General features: G+C 70.2%; 12 protein-coding genes. 2 read left to right on the top strand and 10 right to left on the bottom strand.

Going from position 1 to position 14,878, the window contains the following annotated elements:
• Nucleotides 1-8: 8 nt before the first annotated feature.
• The 10 genes from IE264_RS02335 to IE264_RS02290 form a co-directional block, all read right to left on the bottom strand.
• On the bottom strand, nucleotides 9-500 hold the full coding sequence (locus IE264_RS02335) for a DUF8830 family protein (protein WP_015608472.1): 492 nt from the start codon (nucleotides 498-500) through the stop codon (nucleotides 9-11).
• A gap of 127 nt (nucleotides 501-627) precedes the next feature.
• The gene (gene proB, locus IE264_RS02330) at nucleotides 628-1,746 is read right to left on the bottom strand and encodes a glutamate 5-kinase (RefSeq protein ID WP_031122788.1); all 1,119 of its coding nucleotides are present in this window, start codon (nucleotides 1,744-1,746) and stop codon (nucleotides 628-630) included.
• A gap of 265 nt (nucleotides 1,747-2,011) precedes the next feature.
• Complete coding sequence (locus IE264_RS02325) at nucleotides 2,012-4,780, bottom strand: CDP-glycerol glycerophosphotransferase family protein (RefSeq protein WP_015608474.1); 2,769 nt, start codon at nucleotides 4,778-4,780, stop codon at nucleotides 2,012-2,014.
• Between the two features lie 150 nt (nucleotides 4,781-4,930).
• On the bottom strand, nucleotides 4,931-6,172 hold the full coding sequence (locus IE264_RS02320; RefSeq protein WP_190167565.1) for a glycosyltransferase family 2 protein: 1,242 nt from the start codon (nucleotides 6,170-6,172) through the stop codon (nucleotides 4,931-4,933).
• A gap of 161 nt (nucleotides 6,173-6,333) precedes the next feature.
• The gene (locus IE264_RS02315) at nucleotides 6,334-8,454 is read right to left on the bottom strand and encodes a hypothetical protein (RefSeq protein ID WP_229887353.1); all 2,121 of its coding nucleotides are present in this window, start codon (nucleotides 8,452-8,454) and stop codon (nucleotides 6,334-6,336) included.
• Nucleotides 8,455-8,681: 227 nt separating this feature from the next.
• Entirely contained in the window at nucleotides 8,682-10,181 is a 1,500-nt protein-coding gene (locus tag IE264_RS02310) for a bifunctional cytidylyltransferase/SDR family oxidoreductase (RefSeq protein WP_015608477.1), read from the bottom strand.
• 358 nt (nucleotides 10,182-10,539) lie between these two features.
• Entirely contained in the window at nucleotides 10,540-11,976 is a 1,437-nt protein-coding gene (obgE, locus tag IE264_RS02305; RefSeq protein WP_032753260.1) for a GTPase ObgE, read from the bottom strand.
• Nucleotides 11,977-12,119: 143 nt separating this feature from the next.
• Nucleotides 12,120-12,377: a 50S ribosomal protein L27 gene (gene rpmA / locus IE264_RS02300; RefSeq protein WP_015608479.1), complete on the bottom strand. Its 258-nt coding sequence runs from the start codon at nucleotides 12,375-12,377 to the stop codon at nucleotides 12,120-12,122.
• A gap of 14 nt (nucleotides 12,378-12,391) precedes the next feature.
• Nucleotides 12,392-12,712, bottom strand: coding sequence for a 50S ribosomal protein L21 (gene rplU, locus IE264_RS02295; protein ID WP_003969204.1), 321 nt, complete (start codon nucleotides 12,710-12,712; stop codon nucleotides 12,392-12,394).
• Nucleotides 12,713-12,965: 253 nt separating this feature from the next.
• The gene (locus IE264_RS02290; protein WP_032753261.1) at nucleotides 12,966-13,952 is read right to left on the bottom strand and encodes a helix-turn-helix transcriptional regulator; all 987 of its coding nucleotides are present in this window, start codon (nucleotides 13,950-13,952) and stop codon (nucleotides 12,966-12,968) included.
• 167 nt (nucleotides 13,953-14,119) lie between these two features.
• Here IE264_RS02290 and IE264_RS02285 point away from each other — a divergent pair, with 167 nt between their 5' ends.
• Nucleotides 14,120-14,467: a hypothetical protein gene (locus IE264_RS02285; RefSeq protein ID WP_015608481.1), complete on the top strand. Its 348-nt coding sequence runs from the start codon at nucleotides 14,120-14,122 to the stop codon at nucleotides 14,465-14,467.
• A 113-nt stretch (nucleotides 14,468-14,580) separates the two neighbouring features.
• On the top strand, nucleotides 14,581-14,763 hold the full coding sequence (locus IE264_RS02280) for a hypothetical protein (RefSeq protein ID WP_032753263.1): 183 nt from the start codon (nucleotides 14,581-14,583) through the stop codon (nucleotides 14,761-14,763).
• Nucleotides 14,764-14,878 lie beyond the last annotated feature (115 nt).

The raw sequence follows: 14,878 nt of genomic DNA, 5'->3' as shown, positions 1-14,878 counted from the left end.
CCCCGGGGTCAGTAGGGGTGCACGCCCACGGGGGCGGCGGGCGGCGGCCCGTACCCCTCGGCGATACGCAGGTGGTACGTCTCGCGGTCGATGACTTCGAGGCCGACGATCTTCCACGGCGGGAGCTGGGCGCTGGAGCGGTGCTCGCCCCACAGCCGCAGCGCCACCGCGGCCGCGTCGTGCAGGTCGCGGGCCTCTTCCCAGTAGCGGATCTCCGCGTGGTCGCCTGCGTAACGGCTGGTCAGCAGGAAGGGGTGGTCGTGCGCGAGCTGTTCCAGGCCGCGTCTGACCTCCCCCAGCGGGGTCTCGGTCCCCGAGACGCTGAGGGTGATGTGCCACAGCTTCGACTGCTGGCGGTCCTCCTGCCGGTCCGTCACCGGCTCCTGATCGGCGGTGCCTCCCAGGGGCGTGTTCCGGTCGAAGTCGGCCCCCGCTCCGACACTCGTCAGGGCGCGGCTGCCCGTGCCTCGGGGCGACGCCCCCGGGCGCGCTCGTCTCACCGGCGGCCTCCTGTGATGTGTTGCTGTGCGGACCCCTGATTCCCCGATACAAAGTGGACCAGTCCACGGGCGGGCGTGGGGCGGTTTTGGTAAAGGTCCCTGCCCGATGGCGGGACTTTCAGCCGTTTCAGGGGGTGAGGCGTGGCACGAGAATGACGAGATCGTCCCTGTGTACGACCTCGCGCTCGTAGGCGGGGCCCAGCTCACGGGCCAGATCGCGGGTGGAGCGGCCGAGCAGCTGGGGGATCTCCTTCGCGTCGAAGTTGACGAGTCCGCGGGCGACCGGGGTGCCGCGCAGATCGCGCAGCTCCACCGGGTCGCCGGCGCTGAACTCACCCTCGACGGCGGAGATTCCGGCGGGCAGCAGCGAGGTGCGGCGCTCCACCACGGCCCGTACGGCGCCGTCGTCCAGGGTGAGCGCGCCCTGCGGGGTGGACGCGTGGGCGAGCCACAGGAGCCGGTCGGCGGAGCGGCGGCCGGTGCGGTGGAAGTAGGTGCCGGTGTCGCGGCCCGCGAGGGCGTCGGCGGCCCGGCTGGCGGAGGTGAGGACGACCGGGACGCCGGCGGCGGTGGCAATGCGGGCGGCCTCGACCTTGGTGACCATGCCGCCGGTGCCCACGCCCGCCTTGCCGGCGCTGCCGATGGTGACGCCGGCCAGGTCGTCGGGGCCGGTGACCTCGGCGATCCGGGAGGCGCCGGGGGTGCCGGGCGGGCCGTCGTAGAGGCCGTCGACGTCGGAGAGCAGGACCAGCAGGTCGGCGTGGACGAGGTGGGCGACGAGGGCGGCGAGCCGGTCGTTGTCGCCGAAGCGGATCTCGTCGGTGGCGACGGTGTCGTTCTCGTTGACGACGGGGACGGCGCCCATTTCGAGGAGCTTGTCGAGGGTGCTGTAGGCGTTGCGGTAGTGGGCGCGGCGGCTGGTGTCGTCGGCGGTGAGGAGCACCTGGCCGACGCGGACGCCGTAGCGGGCGAACGAGGCGGTGTAGCGGGCGACGAGGAGTCCCTGGCCGACGCTGGCGGCGGCCTGCTGGCGGGCGAGGTCCTTGGGCCTGCGGACCAGGCCGAGCGGGGCGAGCCCGGCGGCGATGGCACCGCTGGAGACGAGGACGACCTCGCGTTCGCCGCCGTCCCTGACCTTGGCCAGGACGTCGACGAGGGCGTCGACCCGGTCGGCGTCGAGGCCGCCGGAGGCGGTGGTGAGCGAGGAGGAGCCGACCTTGACGACGATCCTGCGGGCGCCGGTCACTTCCGGCCCGCGGCCCGACGGCGTGCGGCCCGACGGCTCGCGGCCCGACGGCGCGCGGTCCGACAGCTCGCGGTCCGACGCCGTACCGTCCGACACCGTACGGTCCGACGGCCTCTGCTCTGCCACGTGCTTCCTCGCTCTGGATCGCCCCGGTGTTCGGTGAGGGGCGTGCGTGCCGCCCCCCGGCACAGCACAGTACGCGAGCGGCCGCCCCCGCTGCCTGCCGGTTTCGTCCGGTGGACAGTCGTGGGGCGGCCGGGGTGGCTCAGCCCTGCTGCTCGTCCTTGATGGCGAGCATCCGGTCGACGACCCGGGCGGCGGCGCGGCCGTCGGAGGGTTCGCAGAAGTCGACCCGGAACTGGGCGTACTTCTCCTTGTACTCCTCGCTCACCTCGTCGATGTTCCGGATCGCGGCGACCAGGTCCTCGGAGGTCTTGATCAGCGGTCCCGGGGCGCGGGAGGTGAAGTCGAAGTAGAAGCCGCGCAGGGTGTCGCGGTAGTGCTCCAGGTCGTACGTGAAGAAGAGCATCGGCCGCCCGGAGTGGGCGAAGTCGAACAGCACCGAGGAGTAGTCCGTGATCAGCACGTCGGCGATCAGGTAGAGGTCGGCGATGTCCGGGTAGTACGTGACGTCGTAGACGAAGCCCTGTCCGGCGCCGGGGATGGAGTCGAGGACCTTGTGGTGCTTGCGGTAGAGCAGCACGTGGTCCTCGCCGAGCTCGCGCCGCGCGGCCTCGACGTCGATCTGGTTGTCCAGCTTGAAGCGGCGGCCGCCGTAGCGCTGGTCGTCGCGCCAGGTGGGCGCGTACAGCACGACCTTCTTGCCCGCGGGGATGCCGAGCTTCTCCCGTACGGCCGCGGCGCGCTTGACGCGGTCGGGGGCGTGGAAGACGTCGTTGCGCGGGTAGCCCGCTTCCAGCACCTCGCACTGGAGGCGGAAGGAGTTGGTCATGATCGGGGTGGTGAAGGCGTTCGGCGTGATGAACAGGCTGTACTGGCGCGAGCGCTGCGGGAGGCTCGCGATGTAGGCCAGGTTCGCCTTGGGGGTGCCGAGGAGGTCGGCGCCGATGCGCTTGAGCGGGGTGCCGTGCCAGGTCTGGACGACGACCTGGCCCTCCCTGCGGACGAACCACTCGCGGATGCCGCCGTTGGTGACGACGTACCGGCTGCGGGCCAGCGCCTCGTACCACTCCTTGCTGCCCCACTCGACGCCGCGTACGCCGGGCGGCAGGACGACCTGCTGGTCGTGGACCATCGCGATGTGCTCGACGTCGGTGCCGCGGCGCTTGAGCTCCTCGTAGACCGCGCGGGGCGAGTCGGAGAACTGCTTGCCGCCGAAGCTGTTGTAGAGCACGGCCTCGCGCAGCGGCAGCTTGCGCTGCTCGGGGGTGTAGACGTCACGCATGAGGCGCTGGCGGTAGGCGCCGCGCAGCTCGGGGCCGATGACCGGGCCGGACTCCACGAAGATCCGGTCGAAGTCGAGGCGCTCCACGGTGTACGTGCGGTGCTCGCCCCGGTGGGCGAGCGGCAGTACGGAGACGAGGTCGGGGCGGATCGTGACGGGGAGGTCGCGGGTGTGGTCCCACTCGCTGCGCAGGCGCAGGCGCGGCATCCAGCGGCCGGCGCGCAGCGGCACGGTGCCCTCGTAGGTCTCCATGGTGTCCGGGCGCAGGCGGGCGGTGAAGCGGCCGTCCGCGAACTCGACGGGCAGCGGGCGGTCCTCGTTGCGGCCGGTGTGGCGCAGGACCATCTTCATCTGCTCGGCCGGGCCGGCGTAGGAGCCGGCGAGCTCCAGCTCGCCGTCGGCGCTCCAGCGGACGCTGTCGACGACGGGCTGGACGGTCCGCAGCTGCGGGGTGAAGTTCCCGGCGCCGTCGGTGAGGACGGCCAGCTCGCGCCCGTCGGGCAGCGGGTGGACGTCGGTCCGCAGCTTCTCGCCGTTGGTGGCGCGGCGGGTGGTGCCGTCGGCGAAGACGATGAGCGCGCGGTACTTACGGGGCTTGCCGGGGGTGACACCGTCGGTGGGGAGGTCGGCGAGGGGCAGCTTCGCGGTGTGGCGGAGCCAGCCGTCGCCGCCGGTGCCGGTCTGCTGGAGCGGCAGGTCGGTGGCGAAGCCGCTCGGCTCGTGGTCGATGCGCAGCGCGGTGGGGAACTTGCCCGCGGGGGCCGTCACCCGGGAGCGGAGGGTGATGGTGAGGGTGTCGCCGTCGGACTCCTGGGACTCGATCTCGGCGGGGACGACGTCCACGGTGAGTTTGAGCCGGTTGCGGTCGAAGCCGGCGACGAGCCGGACGCCGTCGTCCAGGACGCGGGTGTAGCTGTGGCCGGCCGCGCCCGCGTTGTTCTTGGTGATGCTGCCCACGGACATGCCGCCGGGGCGCGGGATGCCGACGCCCAGGCGCCAGGTGCCCGACTGCCACTGGCCGCGAACGCGGAGCCGGCCCGGGTCGATGCCGATCTCGAAGCCCGACCAGTCGTAGTTGTGCAGCGCGCCCTTGGCCTCGGTCGTGGCGCGGGGCTCCTCGACCGTGCGCAGGCGCAGCGGGAGGGCGGAGCGGCTGCCCTGGCGGCGCAGCACGGCGACGCGCAGGGAGCGCTTGCCGGTGGCCGAGGGAACGTTGGGGATGTAGGCGTAGCCCTTGACGACGAGTTTGCCGTCCTCCCAGACGAGGTCCAGGAGCTTGCCGCGTACGGGGAGTTCACTGCGGTTGAAGTTGCGCACCGAGGACGGCAGCGAGGAGCTCTCGATGCCGGGCAGCTCGATACGGGCTCGCCGCAGGCCCTTCACGGAGAAGGCGCCCGGGTTCTCCCGCTCGTAGTGGAGCAGGCCCGCCAGCTCCTCGCCGCGTCCGCTGGCCGCCAGGTGCCACTTGACCCGGGCCATCGGGGAGAACTGCCGGACGATCTTGGGGGCCGCCCGGTCCAGGAAGTCCTTGGCGGCGCTGTGGAAAGCGGGGCGCTCCTCGGCCGGGGTCTCCGGGAAGTACTTCATGAGCCGGCTGAGCTCTTCGGGGATCGCTTCGAGGGACGCCACGAGGGGAGGGCCTTTCCGGGGGGACGTGCAGATGATGAACCCCTGGAAGACGGGGCGTAAATGAGACGCCTACAACGGTCTCATGGTTGCACCCCAGTATGGCGTGAGGCCAATCACAGGATCGACCCGGCCCGGCCCCTTGCTTGTCGGTCAGCCGCGGTGTGCGCGGGGGGCGCGCAGGGCGCTCAGTACCGTACGGCGGGCCTTGCGGACCACGCGGCGGGCGAAGGACACGTGCGGCTTCCGCTGCGGGGGCTCGATGCGCCGGCCGCCGACCCATTCGGTGACGGCCACCTCGTAGGCGTGCTCGGGGAGTACGGAGTCCTTGGCCGCCTCGTCGTAGTGCGGGTAGGCCAGGAGGATCCGGTCGCCCCGGCGGATCACCTCGGGCTCCTTCTTGTCGCGCAGGAAGGCCGCGATGTCGAGCAGCAGGTCCAGCCGCCCAGCGGCGAGAGCGGTGAGCCGCAACCGCTCGTGGACCTTGAGCCGGCGGCCGAGCTCCGGTGTCCAGTGGGCGTCCATCAGGGGGGCGGCGAGCGCCATCTTCTTCCGGCGTACGGCGTCGGACTGTTTCACCAGTCCGGGTCCGAACTGGGGCAGCAGCGTGATGACGAACGGACGCACCATGAGTGAGTCCCTGCGCGGGCCCGCGGGCGCCAGGTCGGCGATGAGCCCCATGAGGGCGCGGGCGGAGTCGAACCGCCGCTGGTAGCCGCCCTTCTTGGTCATCTGGTTGCGGTCCTCGCGGCCGACCAGGTAGTAGCAGGTGTAGTCGGCGACGACGGAGACGCCGTTGCCGCGCAGATAGGCCTCCATGGTGAACAGGGCGTCCTCGCCCGTCTTCAGCTTCTCGTCGAAGGCCATGCCGAGGCGTACGAGGAGGTCGCGCCGGAACAGCTTCTGGGCGCTCAGCGTGAATTTGATGTTGGACGTATAGAGGTCGGCGCGCTCGACGGTCTCTTTCCACATCGACTTCGCCGCACCGCGATTGACGCCGACGATCTTCCCGAGCACCACGTCGGTGCCCGCCCGGTCGCCCATGGCGACCATGCGTTCCAAGGCCTCCTCGCCGAAGTAGTCGTCGGCGTCGAGGAAGAAGACGTACCGGCCGCGGGCGAGCTTCAGGCCGAGGTTCCGCGGGCCGCTGGGGCCGCCGGAATTGGCCTGGCGGACGACGCGTGTGGGGATCGCCGTGCGGGCGGCGAACTCCTCCAGGTACTCACCCGTGCCGTCCGTGGAGCCGTCGTCGACCGCGACGATCTCCAGGCGTCCGGCGCCGATCGTCTGGGCCTCCACGGACTCCAGACACCGGATCAGGTAGGGCATCGCTTCATACGCTCCGATGATCACACTGACATCGGGCTCGTGGTTCGTCCTGGGCATGTCGGCCATGTGCACCCGTCGATTTGATCACGAAAGAGGGCGGATTGCCCGACTCTGCACTCTTTATGCATCGACATGCCGAACGACCCGTACATCCCCTCCCTGAGGAGAGACGTACGGGTCGCCGTCGGGGTTGCGTGACTTTCAGCCAGTTCGATCAGGTGTACGCCTCAGCGCACGGCCGAGGTCCCCTCGGTGACCGCGGTCTCCGCCGCTGCCGCCTCGGCCTCCGCCTCGGCCCCGCCCACCGCGTCCGGGTCCGCCGCGGCACCGGCCTCGGCCAGCGCCTCCGGCTCGCCCGTACCGACGCCGCTGGAGGCCGCCTCGCGGTCCGGGACGGCCACGGGCTGGTCCCCGAGCCGCTGGGCGACACCGGCGTTGCGCGCCTCGGCCTTGGCGATGAGCGCCCGTACGGCGGCGTTGAACTGCTCCATGGAGGTCGGCTCGTCCGGCCCCAGGAGGTAGGTCTTCAGCTCGTGACGGGCCTCCGCCAGCGTGTCCGCCGCCGGGTCGGCCACCGCGGCCAGCAGCTCGTCGAGCTCCTCGGCGCTGTTGGAGAGGATGACCGCGGCCCGTACGGCGGTGTTCTGCCGCTTGAACTCCTCGGCGCCGAGCGCCGCCGAGTCGGTGACCGCGTACGGCTTGCCGCTCGCGATGAAGTCGGAGACCACGCTGGAGATGTCCGAGACCATGGCGTCGGACTCGTTGAAGCAGTCGTACAGCTTGGGCTGCGCGCCCGTCACCGTACGGTGCTCCCACCAGCCGAAGGAGCGCCAGTAGGCGTCGTTCCACGCGGCCCGCAGCTGCGCCGTCTCCGCCTCGCGGGCGGGGTCGGCGAGGGAGACCCGCGACTCCTCCGACTCGTCCCCGCCGGAGCGGCCCACGGCCGCGAGCTCCGCGAGGCGGGCATCGATCCGCACCAGCTCGGCCTTGGCGGCACTCTGTGCGGCGGCCGCCCGCTCGGCCTCCTTCGCCCAGCGGGGTTCGGCGGCGCGCTCGGCGGCCGCCTTCCCCAGCATCCCGCGGATCCGGGCGTCGACCCCCTTGGCCCTGCCGCTGCGGATGCCGGTGAAGGGGTGCGGCTTGTAGATGATCCGGACCGGGTCGTCGGCGGCGAGGAGCCGGCGCACGATGTTCTCGCCCGCCAGGAGCAGGGAGGTGTTGCCGGGGTTGTCGTCCCAGCCCTCCCAGGTGGGGGCGTACAGCACGGTCGGGATGGGGTTCTTGACGGCGCCCGTCCAGCTCCGAATCGGCTCCAGCTGCGGGCGGCCGACCTCGACGATGTCCTCGTCCCGGATCCCCACGTCGGCCAGCGCGTAGCGGTCGCGGCCGGCCCGGCCGGCCGTCCAGACCTCGTCGTAGACCTTGGAGTACGGGTTGACGCTGGCGAGCTTGTCGCTGTCGCCGTGGCCGATGAAGACGTGCTTCATGGTCGGCACGCGCAGGATGTGGATGTTCTTGCCGACGTTGGCCGGATACAGACAGACCCGGACGGTGGAGAGGTCCAGGTTCATCAGGTGCGTGCCCGCCGGGACGCAGAGCACCGGGACGGAGGTCTCGGACAGCTGCGGGACCAGACCGCGCTCCCGCATGATGATCAGCGGCCGGCCCTCGACCCGGGCCATGGTCTCCAGCCACATGTTGCCCTGGTAGGCGGACTCATTGGAGCCGGAGAAGTAGAGCACCACGGTCGGCTGGTACTCGCGCAGCCAGGTGTCGACGGCCTTGAGCACAGCGGCGGCCGGGGGCACCAGGCGGCCGCGGCGGATGTACGGGACGAGCGCCGCGAGGTAGGCCAGGGCCAGCACCAGGGTGAGTGCGGCGCCGACGAAGCCGACGATGTCCTCACCGGTCCCGGCGGCGATCAGGATGCCCGCCACCGCCGGGATGTCGAGGTGCAGCATCTTTTCGGCGGAGCGGCGCAGCAGCGTGCCCGGCGGTGCGTCGGGGATCCGTACGGCGTGCAGGTCGACGTTGCGGGTGACGACCGGCATGGTGCGGCGGAGCCGGATCAGGGTCGTCAGGGCGCCGTGCGGGGCCTGCAGGCCGTAGAAGAGCAGGAAGGTGGCGACCGCCGCGTAGAAGAGCGGGTCCTCGGCGAGGTCCAGCCGGGCCAGCAGCAGGATGAGCATCAGCTGGCGCAGCAGGAAGCGGATCGGCAGTCCGGCCCGCACCTTGTTGAGCCGGTTGACCAGATAGCTCCCCCGCTGGTGCAGATACCAGTCCGCGGCATACGTGACAGCCGTGGCCGCCGCGAAGAACCAGACGTTCGGAATGAGCGCGGCGAGCATGACGCAGGGATATCCCAGCCCCATCAACAACGCTGCCGCCAGTTCTGACCTGCTGCCCACACGGGCCAGGCGAATGGCTGTCGAAATCACGAAGAACCTGCTCCAGGGGGGTGCCGGTTTGATTCACGTATTGAGGGAAATGTGAAGGTGCGGCTTCACGCATTCGGGCCTCTGCGATCGCGCTAAGCGATAACAGAGGCCCGTATAAGCACAATTGTCAAGAATTATTACACATCTTCTTGACGGTCCAGCACGGAGGCCAGCGCCTGCTCGAACCCGGAGGACGCGGAGGCTTCGGCCGTCGGGTCCTGCTGCCGTACGTCGATCACATGACCGGTCAGCGCGGAGAGCAGCACGTCCAGCGAGGTGCGCGCCACGGCCTCCGAGGAGAGCAGCGAGCCCTCCGGCTCCTGCCCGAACGCCTTGGTGCGCATCGGCGTCGCGGTCCGCTCCGGGTTGACGCAGTTGACCCGGATCCCCTCGCCCGCCCACTCGTCGGCGAGCGCCTGGGTCAGGTTGACCATGGCGGCCTTGGTGGAGGAGTAGAGGCTGTACTCGGCGCGGCCCCGGGTGTAGCTGCTGGATGTGTAGAGCAGCAGCTGGCCCTGGGTCTCGGCGAGGTACTTGTAGGAGGCGCGCGCGATCTGGACGGGGGCCAGGTAGTTGACGTTCAGGGCTTCCTGGATCGTCGTGTTGTCCGTCTCGGCCAGCTTGCCGATGCGCAGGACGCCCGCCGTGTTGATGACGTAGTCGATGCGCCCGGTCTCGGCGTACGCCTTGGAGAGCGCCTCGTCGATGTGGACCGGGTTCTCCACGTGCGTACCGGTGGTGGAGCGGCCCAGTGCGTAGACGCTCGCGCCGTAGCTCTCGGCGAGCGTCGCGATGTCGGCGCCGATCCCGTACGAACCGCCGAAGACGACGAGGGTCTTGCCGGAGAGCAGCTCGCGGTAGGCGGCCTCGTCGGCCTGGCGCGGGGCGGCGGTGGAGGCGAGCTGGAAGAGCTTGTCGGTGATGAAGACGTCGACCGGCTGGGTGACCTTCATGTTGTACTCGTCGCCCGCGACCACGTAGATCGGCACGTCGGGGAGGTACTTGAGGACCACCGAACAGTCGTCGGTCGCCTGGAAGTTGGGGTCCCCCGCCGCGATCCGGTACGCCTTGCGGATCGTGGAGAGCTTGAACGCCTGCGGGGTCTGGCCGCGGCGCAGCCGGGAGCGGTCGGGGACTTCGGTGATGAACTCCCCGTCCTCGCCGTGGGTGCGGGTCACGATGATCGTGTCCGCGGACGGGATGGCGACGTCGACGGCCTGGTAGCGGTCGAGGGCGTCGACGCAGTCCTTGATCACACGCTGTGACAGCAGGGGGCGTACCGCGTCATGGAAGAGGACGTTGCGGTCCTCGCCCTCGGCCAGGCCCTCGCCGAGGGCCGCGATGGCGCGCTCGGTGGTCTCATTGCGGGTGGTGCCGCCCTCGATGATCCGGGTGACCTTGGTCAGTTGCGCCTTGGCGACGATCTTCTCGACGTCGGGGACGAAGCCGGGCGCCATCAGCACGATGACGTCGTCGATGTCCTCGGCGTTCTGGAAGATGGTCAGCGTGTGCTCGATGACTGCCTTGCCGGCGATCTTCAGCAGCTGCTTGGGGATCGACAGTCCCACGCGCTGTCCGGTACCACCGGCGAGCACGACCGCTGTGGTCCGGGGCTTGGCTTCGTGCGGCACAGACACAGACGACCTACCTTGCTATGACGGGGGAACAGTGTGATGGTCGCACTCTCCGTGACCGTCTCGCAAGGTGGACGCCGTCCGCCGCTCGTCCTGCGGAAACCCGCAGTTCACCCTCTGGCCAGGGAGGTTGGACGGTGCGGGCCGCGACGCGGGGTGATCGAATCCACAGAGGTGTTGCGTAATCGGCACATCCGCGGCCCCGGGCACCCGGCGTGACCGCCGGAACGGCCGGACCGCCCGCCATCCGGGCCCGAGGCTACCGGACGGCCCGCCTCCATACGGAGCCGAGCCGTCCGGTCCTGCTTTCCGGTGCCCCCTGAAAGTCCTGCGGTGCTCCCCAGAAGGGGGCCGGCTCTTCCTAGAAGGGGTCGAACTCGTCGTACTCCTTCTCCGCGTCGTCGCGCTCGGAGTCGCGGTCCCGGCGGCGCTGCGCGGCGGGGCGCGGCTCCTCCAGGCGGTGGTCCTCGCCGCGGCGGCCCAGCATCTCGGCGCCGGCCGTCACGGTCGGCTCCCAGTCGAAGACGACCGCGTTCTCCTCGGGTCCGATCGCCACGCCGTCACCGGCCCGGGCGCCCGCCTTCATGAGGGCGTCCTCGACACCGAGGCGGTTGAGCCGGTCCGCGAGGTAGCCGACGGCCTCGTCGTTGTTGAAGTCGGTCTGGCGCACCCAGCGCTCGGGCTTCTCGCCGCGCACCCGGTAGATGCCCTCGTCGTCCACGGCGACGGTGAAGCCCGCGTCGTCGACGGCCTTGGGACGGATGACGATGCGGGTCGCCTCCTCCTTCGGCTTGGTGGCGCGCGCCTTCGCGATGATCCCGGCGAGCGCGAAGCTCAGCTCCTTGAGGCCCTTGTGCGCGATCGCGGAGACCTCGAAGACCTGGTAGCCGCGGGCCTCCAAGTCGGGGCGGATCATGTCGGCGAGGTCCTGGCCGTCGGGGATGTCGACCTTGTTGAGGGCGACGATGCGGGGCCGGTTCTCCAGGCCCCCGTACAGCCGCAGCTCCTCCTCGATCATGTCGAGGTCGGAGACGGGGTCGCGGTCGGACTCCAGCGTCGCGGTGTCCAGGACGTGCACGAGCACCGAGCAGCGCTCGACGTGGCGCAGGAACTCCAGGCCGAGGCCCTTGCCCTGGCTGGCGCCGGGGATGAGGCCCGGGACGTCCGCGATGGTGTAGACGGTCGAGCCGGCTGTGACGACACCGAGGTTCGGGACGAGCGTGGTGAAGGGGTAGTCCGCGATCTTCGGCTTGGCCGCGGAGAGCACCGAGATCAGCGAGGACTTGCCGGCGCTCGGGTAGCCGACGAGGGCCACGTCGGCGACGGTCTTGAGCTCCAGGACGATGTCCCGGCTCTCGCCGGGCTCGCCGAGCAGCGCGAAGCCGGGGGCCTTGCGGCGGGCGGAGGCCAGCGCCGCGTTGCCGAGGCCGCCGCGGCCGCCCTGGCCGGCGACGAAGGTGGTGCCCTGGCCGACGAGGTCGGCGAGCACGTTCCCGGCCTTGTCGAGGACCACGGTGCCGTCGGGCACGGGCAGGACCATGTCCTGCCCGTCCTTGCCGGAACGGTTGTCGCCGGCGCCGGGCTGGCCGTTGGTGGCCTTGCGGTGGGGGCTGTGGTGGTAGTCCAGGAGCGTGGTCACGGACTGCTCGACGACGAGGATCACATCGCCGCCGCGTCCGCCGTTGCCCCCGTCGGGGCCGCCCAGCGGCTTGAACTTCTCACGGTGTACGGAGGCGCAGCCGTGGCCTCCGTTACCCGCGGCGGCATGCAGCTCGACGCGGTCCACGAAGGTGGTCATGGTTGGTGCCTCCAGGTACAGCAGAAAAATACGGAATTGTCTCTGTCGTAACACGCCGAGGGCGGACCCGCTTCCCCGGTTGCCGGGAAAGCTGAGATCCGCCCTCGGAAGGTGCTGTGTGACGTTCTGCGCGCGTCGAAAGATCAGACGGCGAGCGGAACGATGTTCACGACCTTGCGGCCACGGTGCGTACCGAACTCCACCGCACCGGCGGTCAGCGCGAACAGCGTGTCGTCGCCGCCACGGCCGACGCCCGTGCCCGGGTGGAAGTGGGTGCCACGCTGGCGGACCAGGATCTCACCGGCGTTGACGGCCTGACCGCCGAAGCGCTTCACGCCGAGCCGCTGAGCATTGGAATCGCGCCCGTTCCGAGTGGACGATGCGCCCTTCTTGTGTGCCATGTGTTCTCAGTCCCTTACTTCGCAGCCGCGGGGATACCGGTGACCTTGATCGCCGTGTACTGCTGGCGGTGACCCTGGCGACGGCGGTAGCCGGTCTTGTTCTTGTAGCGAAGGATGTCGATCTTCGCGCCCTTGTGGTGGTCCACGATCTCAGCCGTGACCTTGATGCCGTCCAGCACCCACGGGTCGCTGGTGACCGCGTCACCGTCGACAACGAGCAGGGTCGAGAGCTCGACCGTGTCGCCAACCTTGGCAGTGGAAATCTTGTCAACCTCAACGATGTCGCCGACAGCAACCTTGTGCTGGCGACCACCGCTGCGCACGATGGCGTACACGCGGATCTCTCTCTCGCTCGGAACGGATCCCCTGATGCCAGCCGCTCGCACGGGCCGAAGCCCGGGGCGATCCGGAAGGATGAGCGGCCTCTCCTGGCGGACGGCGCGAACACCGACCGTTACCGGGAGGGATGTGCTCAGGGGTAGGTGCGTACGGAAAACACACCGAGGGTCAAGGTTACGGGGCGGGGGTGTGGGGGTCAAACCGGGGTGAGGGCGGCGGGAGTGCGCCTCGCCGCCTGCGAACGGAGCCCTAATCCAGCCAGCCCTGGCGCACAGCGCCCACACCGGCCTCGAAACGACTGCGCGCGCCGAGGCGCTCCATCAGGCCCGTCGCCACGCGGCGGGCCGTCCGGTGCGACACGCCGAGCCGTTTGGCGATGGCCTCGTCGGTGAAGCCGTCGGCCAGCAGCTTGAGGGCCGTCGACTCCGTGTCGCTCAAGCCGCTCTCGCTTCGCCTCGTCACCTCGCCGAACGGCTTCGCCGTCTCCCAGATGGACTCGAACAGGGCGCACAGGGCTGTCAGTGTGCCCTGGCCGGTGAGTATCACCGCGCCGGCGGCGGTGTCATCGCTGTTGACCGGGATCACCGCGGTGCTGCGGTCCGTGATGATCAGACGGATGGGCAGGGTGGGCGCAGTGCGGGCCTGTCGGCCCAGGCCGCTCAGCCATTCGGCATAGGCCACGGTGTGCGGGCTGTTGCGGACGCTGTCGAGATAGACGGTACGCATACGGATTCCCCGGCCCAGCAGGGACTCGTCCAGCGGCTTGGCGGCTTCCAGGTTCTCCGGCGTCTGCTCCCCGTCCGGGGCCAGGACCATGACCTCGTCCTTCACCTCGCGCTGCAGCAGGTCCAGCCGCTCCCGGATGCGGTCCAGGCCGACCAGGTGCTCGACACCGGGCTCGGTGACCGACGGGCGCAGATCCGCGTATTCGGAGATGAGTTGTGCGGCGGCTGCCCGCGAGGCCTCGATCCGGTGCTGCTGAGCGGCGAGTTCGGCTTGCTGGCGGGTGAGCAGGATCTCCATGCCGATGTCCGGGCTGACCGCACGGAGCCGGCCGCGCTCCTCGTGCGAGGGCCGCACGAGGGCCATCTCGCTGAGGCGGTCGAGGCCGCTGCGGACCTCTTCCTCGGTCATTTCCAGGCGACGGGAGAGATCGGCCACACCGTCGCCCGGATGCGACAGCATCGCACGGTATACGGCTTCCACCTGTCTCTCTATACCCAACAAAGTCAGCACGCGCGGCCCCCATAAAGCGACTTTCCCATGAAGTGATCTTCACGATAATCGCACGTGAATCGGCGCTGGTGGAGAGCGGGAAGAGGGTTGGCCTATTTCGTCCATGTCCCCAACGGGCCAGCCGTCAGACCCGCTTGCTTCACGGGCCGGTTGCCAACCTCAATGGCATGTATCTCATTCACGCCCAGCTGAAAGCCCCGCCCGGCGGCGGCCTGCCCCCCGACGCGGCGCGACGCGCCCTCGCGCTCACGCGTCCCGGTGAGCGGATAGAACACGTCACCGCCCATCCGCACGCCGTACCGGATCCGATCCTCGGAATCTTCGTGATGGCGGAGTCCCTGTTCGACGCAGAGGCGTTGGCGGCGGCGCTGTGCCATCGCCTGCTGGACACCCATACGGGGCTGGCCGATTGGGGCCTGCGCAGGGCGGAAGCGCCTCTGTCGGCCCCATTGGGACATGGACCTTTGGGGCCACCGGAAAGCTCTTCCCACCCCTCCGACCTGCGGCGAGAGTAGTTCTCACCGGAAGGGACACCGACCGGCCAACACGAGAGACCGGCCCCACGTCACCGCGGGACAGAGGGCCGGATCAGCCAGCCGAGTCCATCAGCGCCGAAGGGTAAGCCGCCATGAGAACCATCCGTACCGCCAAGGCCGCCGCGGTCACCGTCCTTGCCGCGGGATCACTGCTCCTCGGCCTTGAGACGGCTTCCGGGGCCACCGCCTCCGGAAGCCAGGACTCCGGCCGGCAGAGCTTCGCCGGCGCCCACCTGCTCAAGAACGACATCAAGAACGACTTCGGCTGGCAGTAGCCGGTCCGCGCAGCCCAGCTGCCGCGCCCGCGGGGCAGCCACGCCTCGCCGGGCGGGCCCCTGGCTCACGCCCGGCCCGCCCCTCGCTTCAGCCACGCTTCGCTTCGCCCACGCT

The sequence above is a fragment of the Streptomyces microflavus genome (assembly GCF_014650075.1).
Lineage (GTDB): Bacteria > Actinomycetota > Actinomycetes > Streptomycetales > Streptomycetaceae > Streptomyces > Streptomyces microflavus.
This window is presented reverse-complemented; position numbering and strand designations above follow the sequence as displayed.

What these genes read in the sequence shown, in the direction of transcription:
- IE264_RS02285 (WP_015608481.1), top strand. Translation starts at nt 14,120, where the DNA reads ATGTATCTCATTCACGCCCAGCTGAAAGCCCCGCCCGGCGGCGGCCTG.
- rpmA (WP_015608479.1), bottom strand. Translation starts at nt 12,377, where the DNA reads ATGGCACACAAGAAGGGCGCATCGTCCACTCGGAACGGGCGCGATTCC.
- IE264_RS02280 (WP_032753263.1), top strand. Translation starts at nt 14,581, where the DNA reads ATGAGAACCATCCGTACCGCCAAGGCCGCCGCGGTCACCGTCCTTGCC.
- obgE (WP_032753260.1), bottom strand. Translation starts at nt 11,976, where the DNA reads ATGACCACCTTCGTGGACCGCGTCGAGCTGCATGCCGCCGCGGGTAAC.
- IE264_RS02315 (WP_229887353.1), bottom strand. Translation starts at nt 8,454, where the DNA reads ATGCTCGCCGCGCTCATTCCGAACGTCTGGTTCTTCGCGGCGGCCACG.
- IE264_RS02320 (WP_190167565.1), bottom strand. Translation starts at nt 6,172, where the DNA reads ATGGCCGACATGCCCAGGACGAACCACGAGCCCGATGTCAGTGTGATC.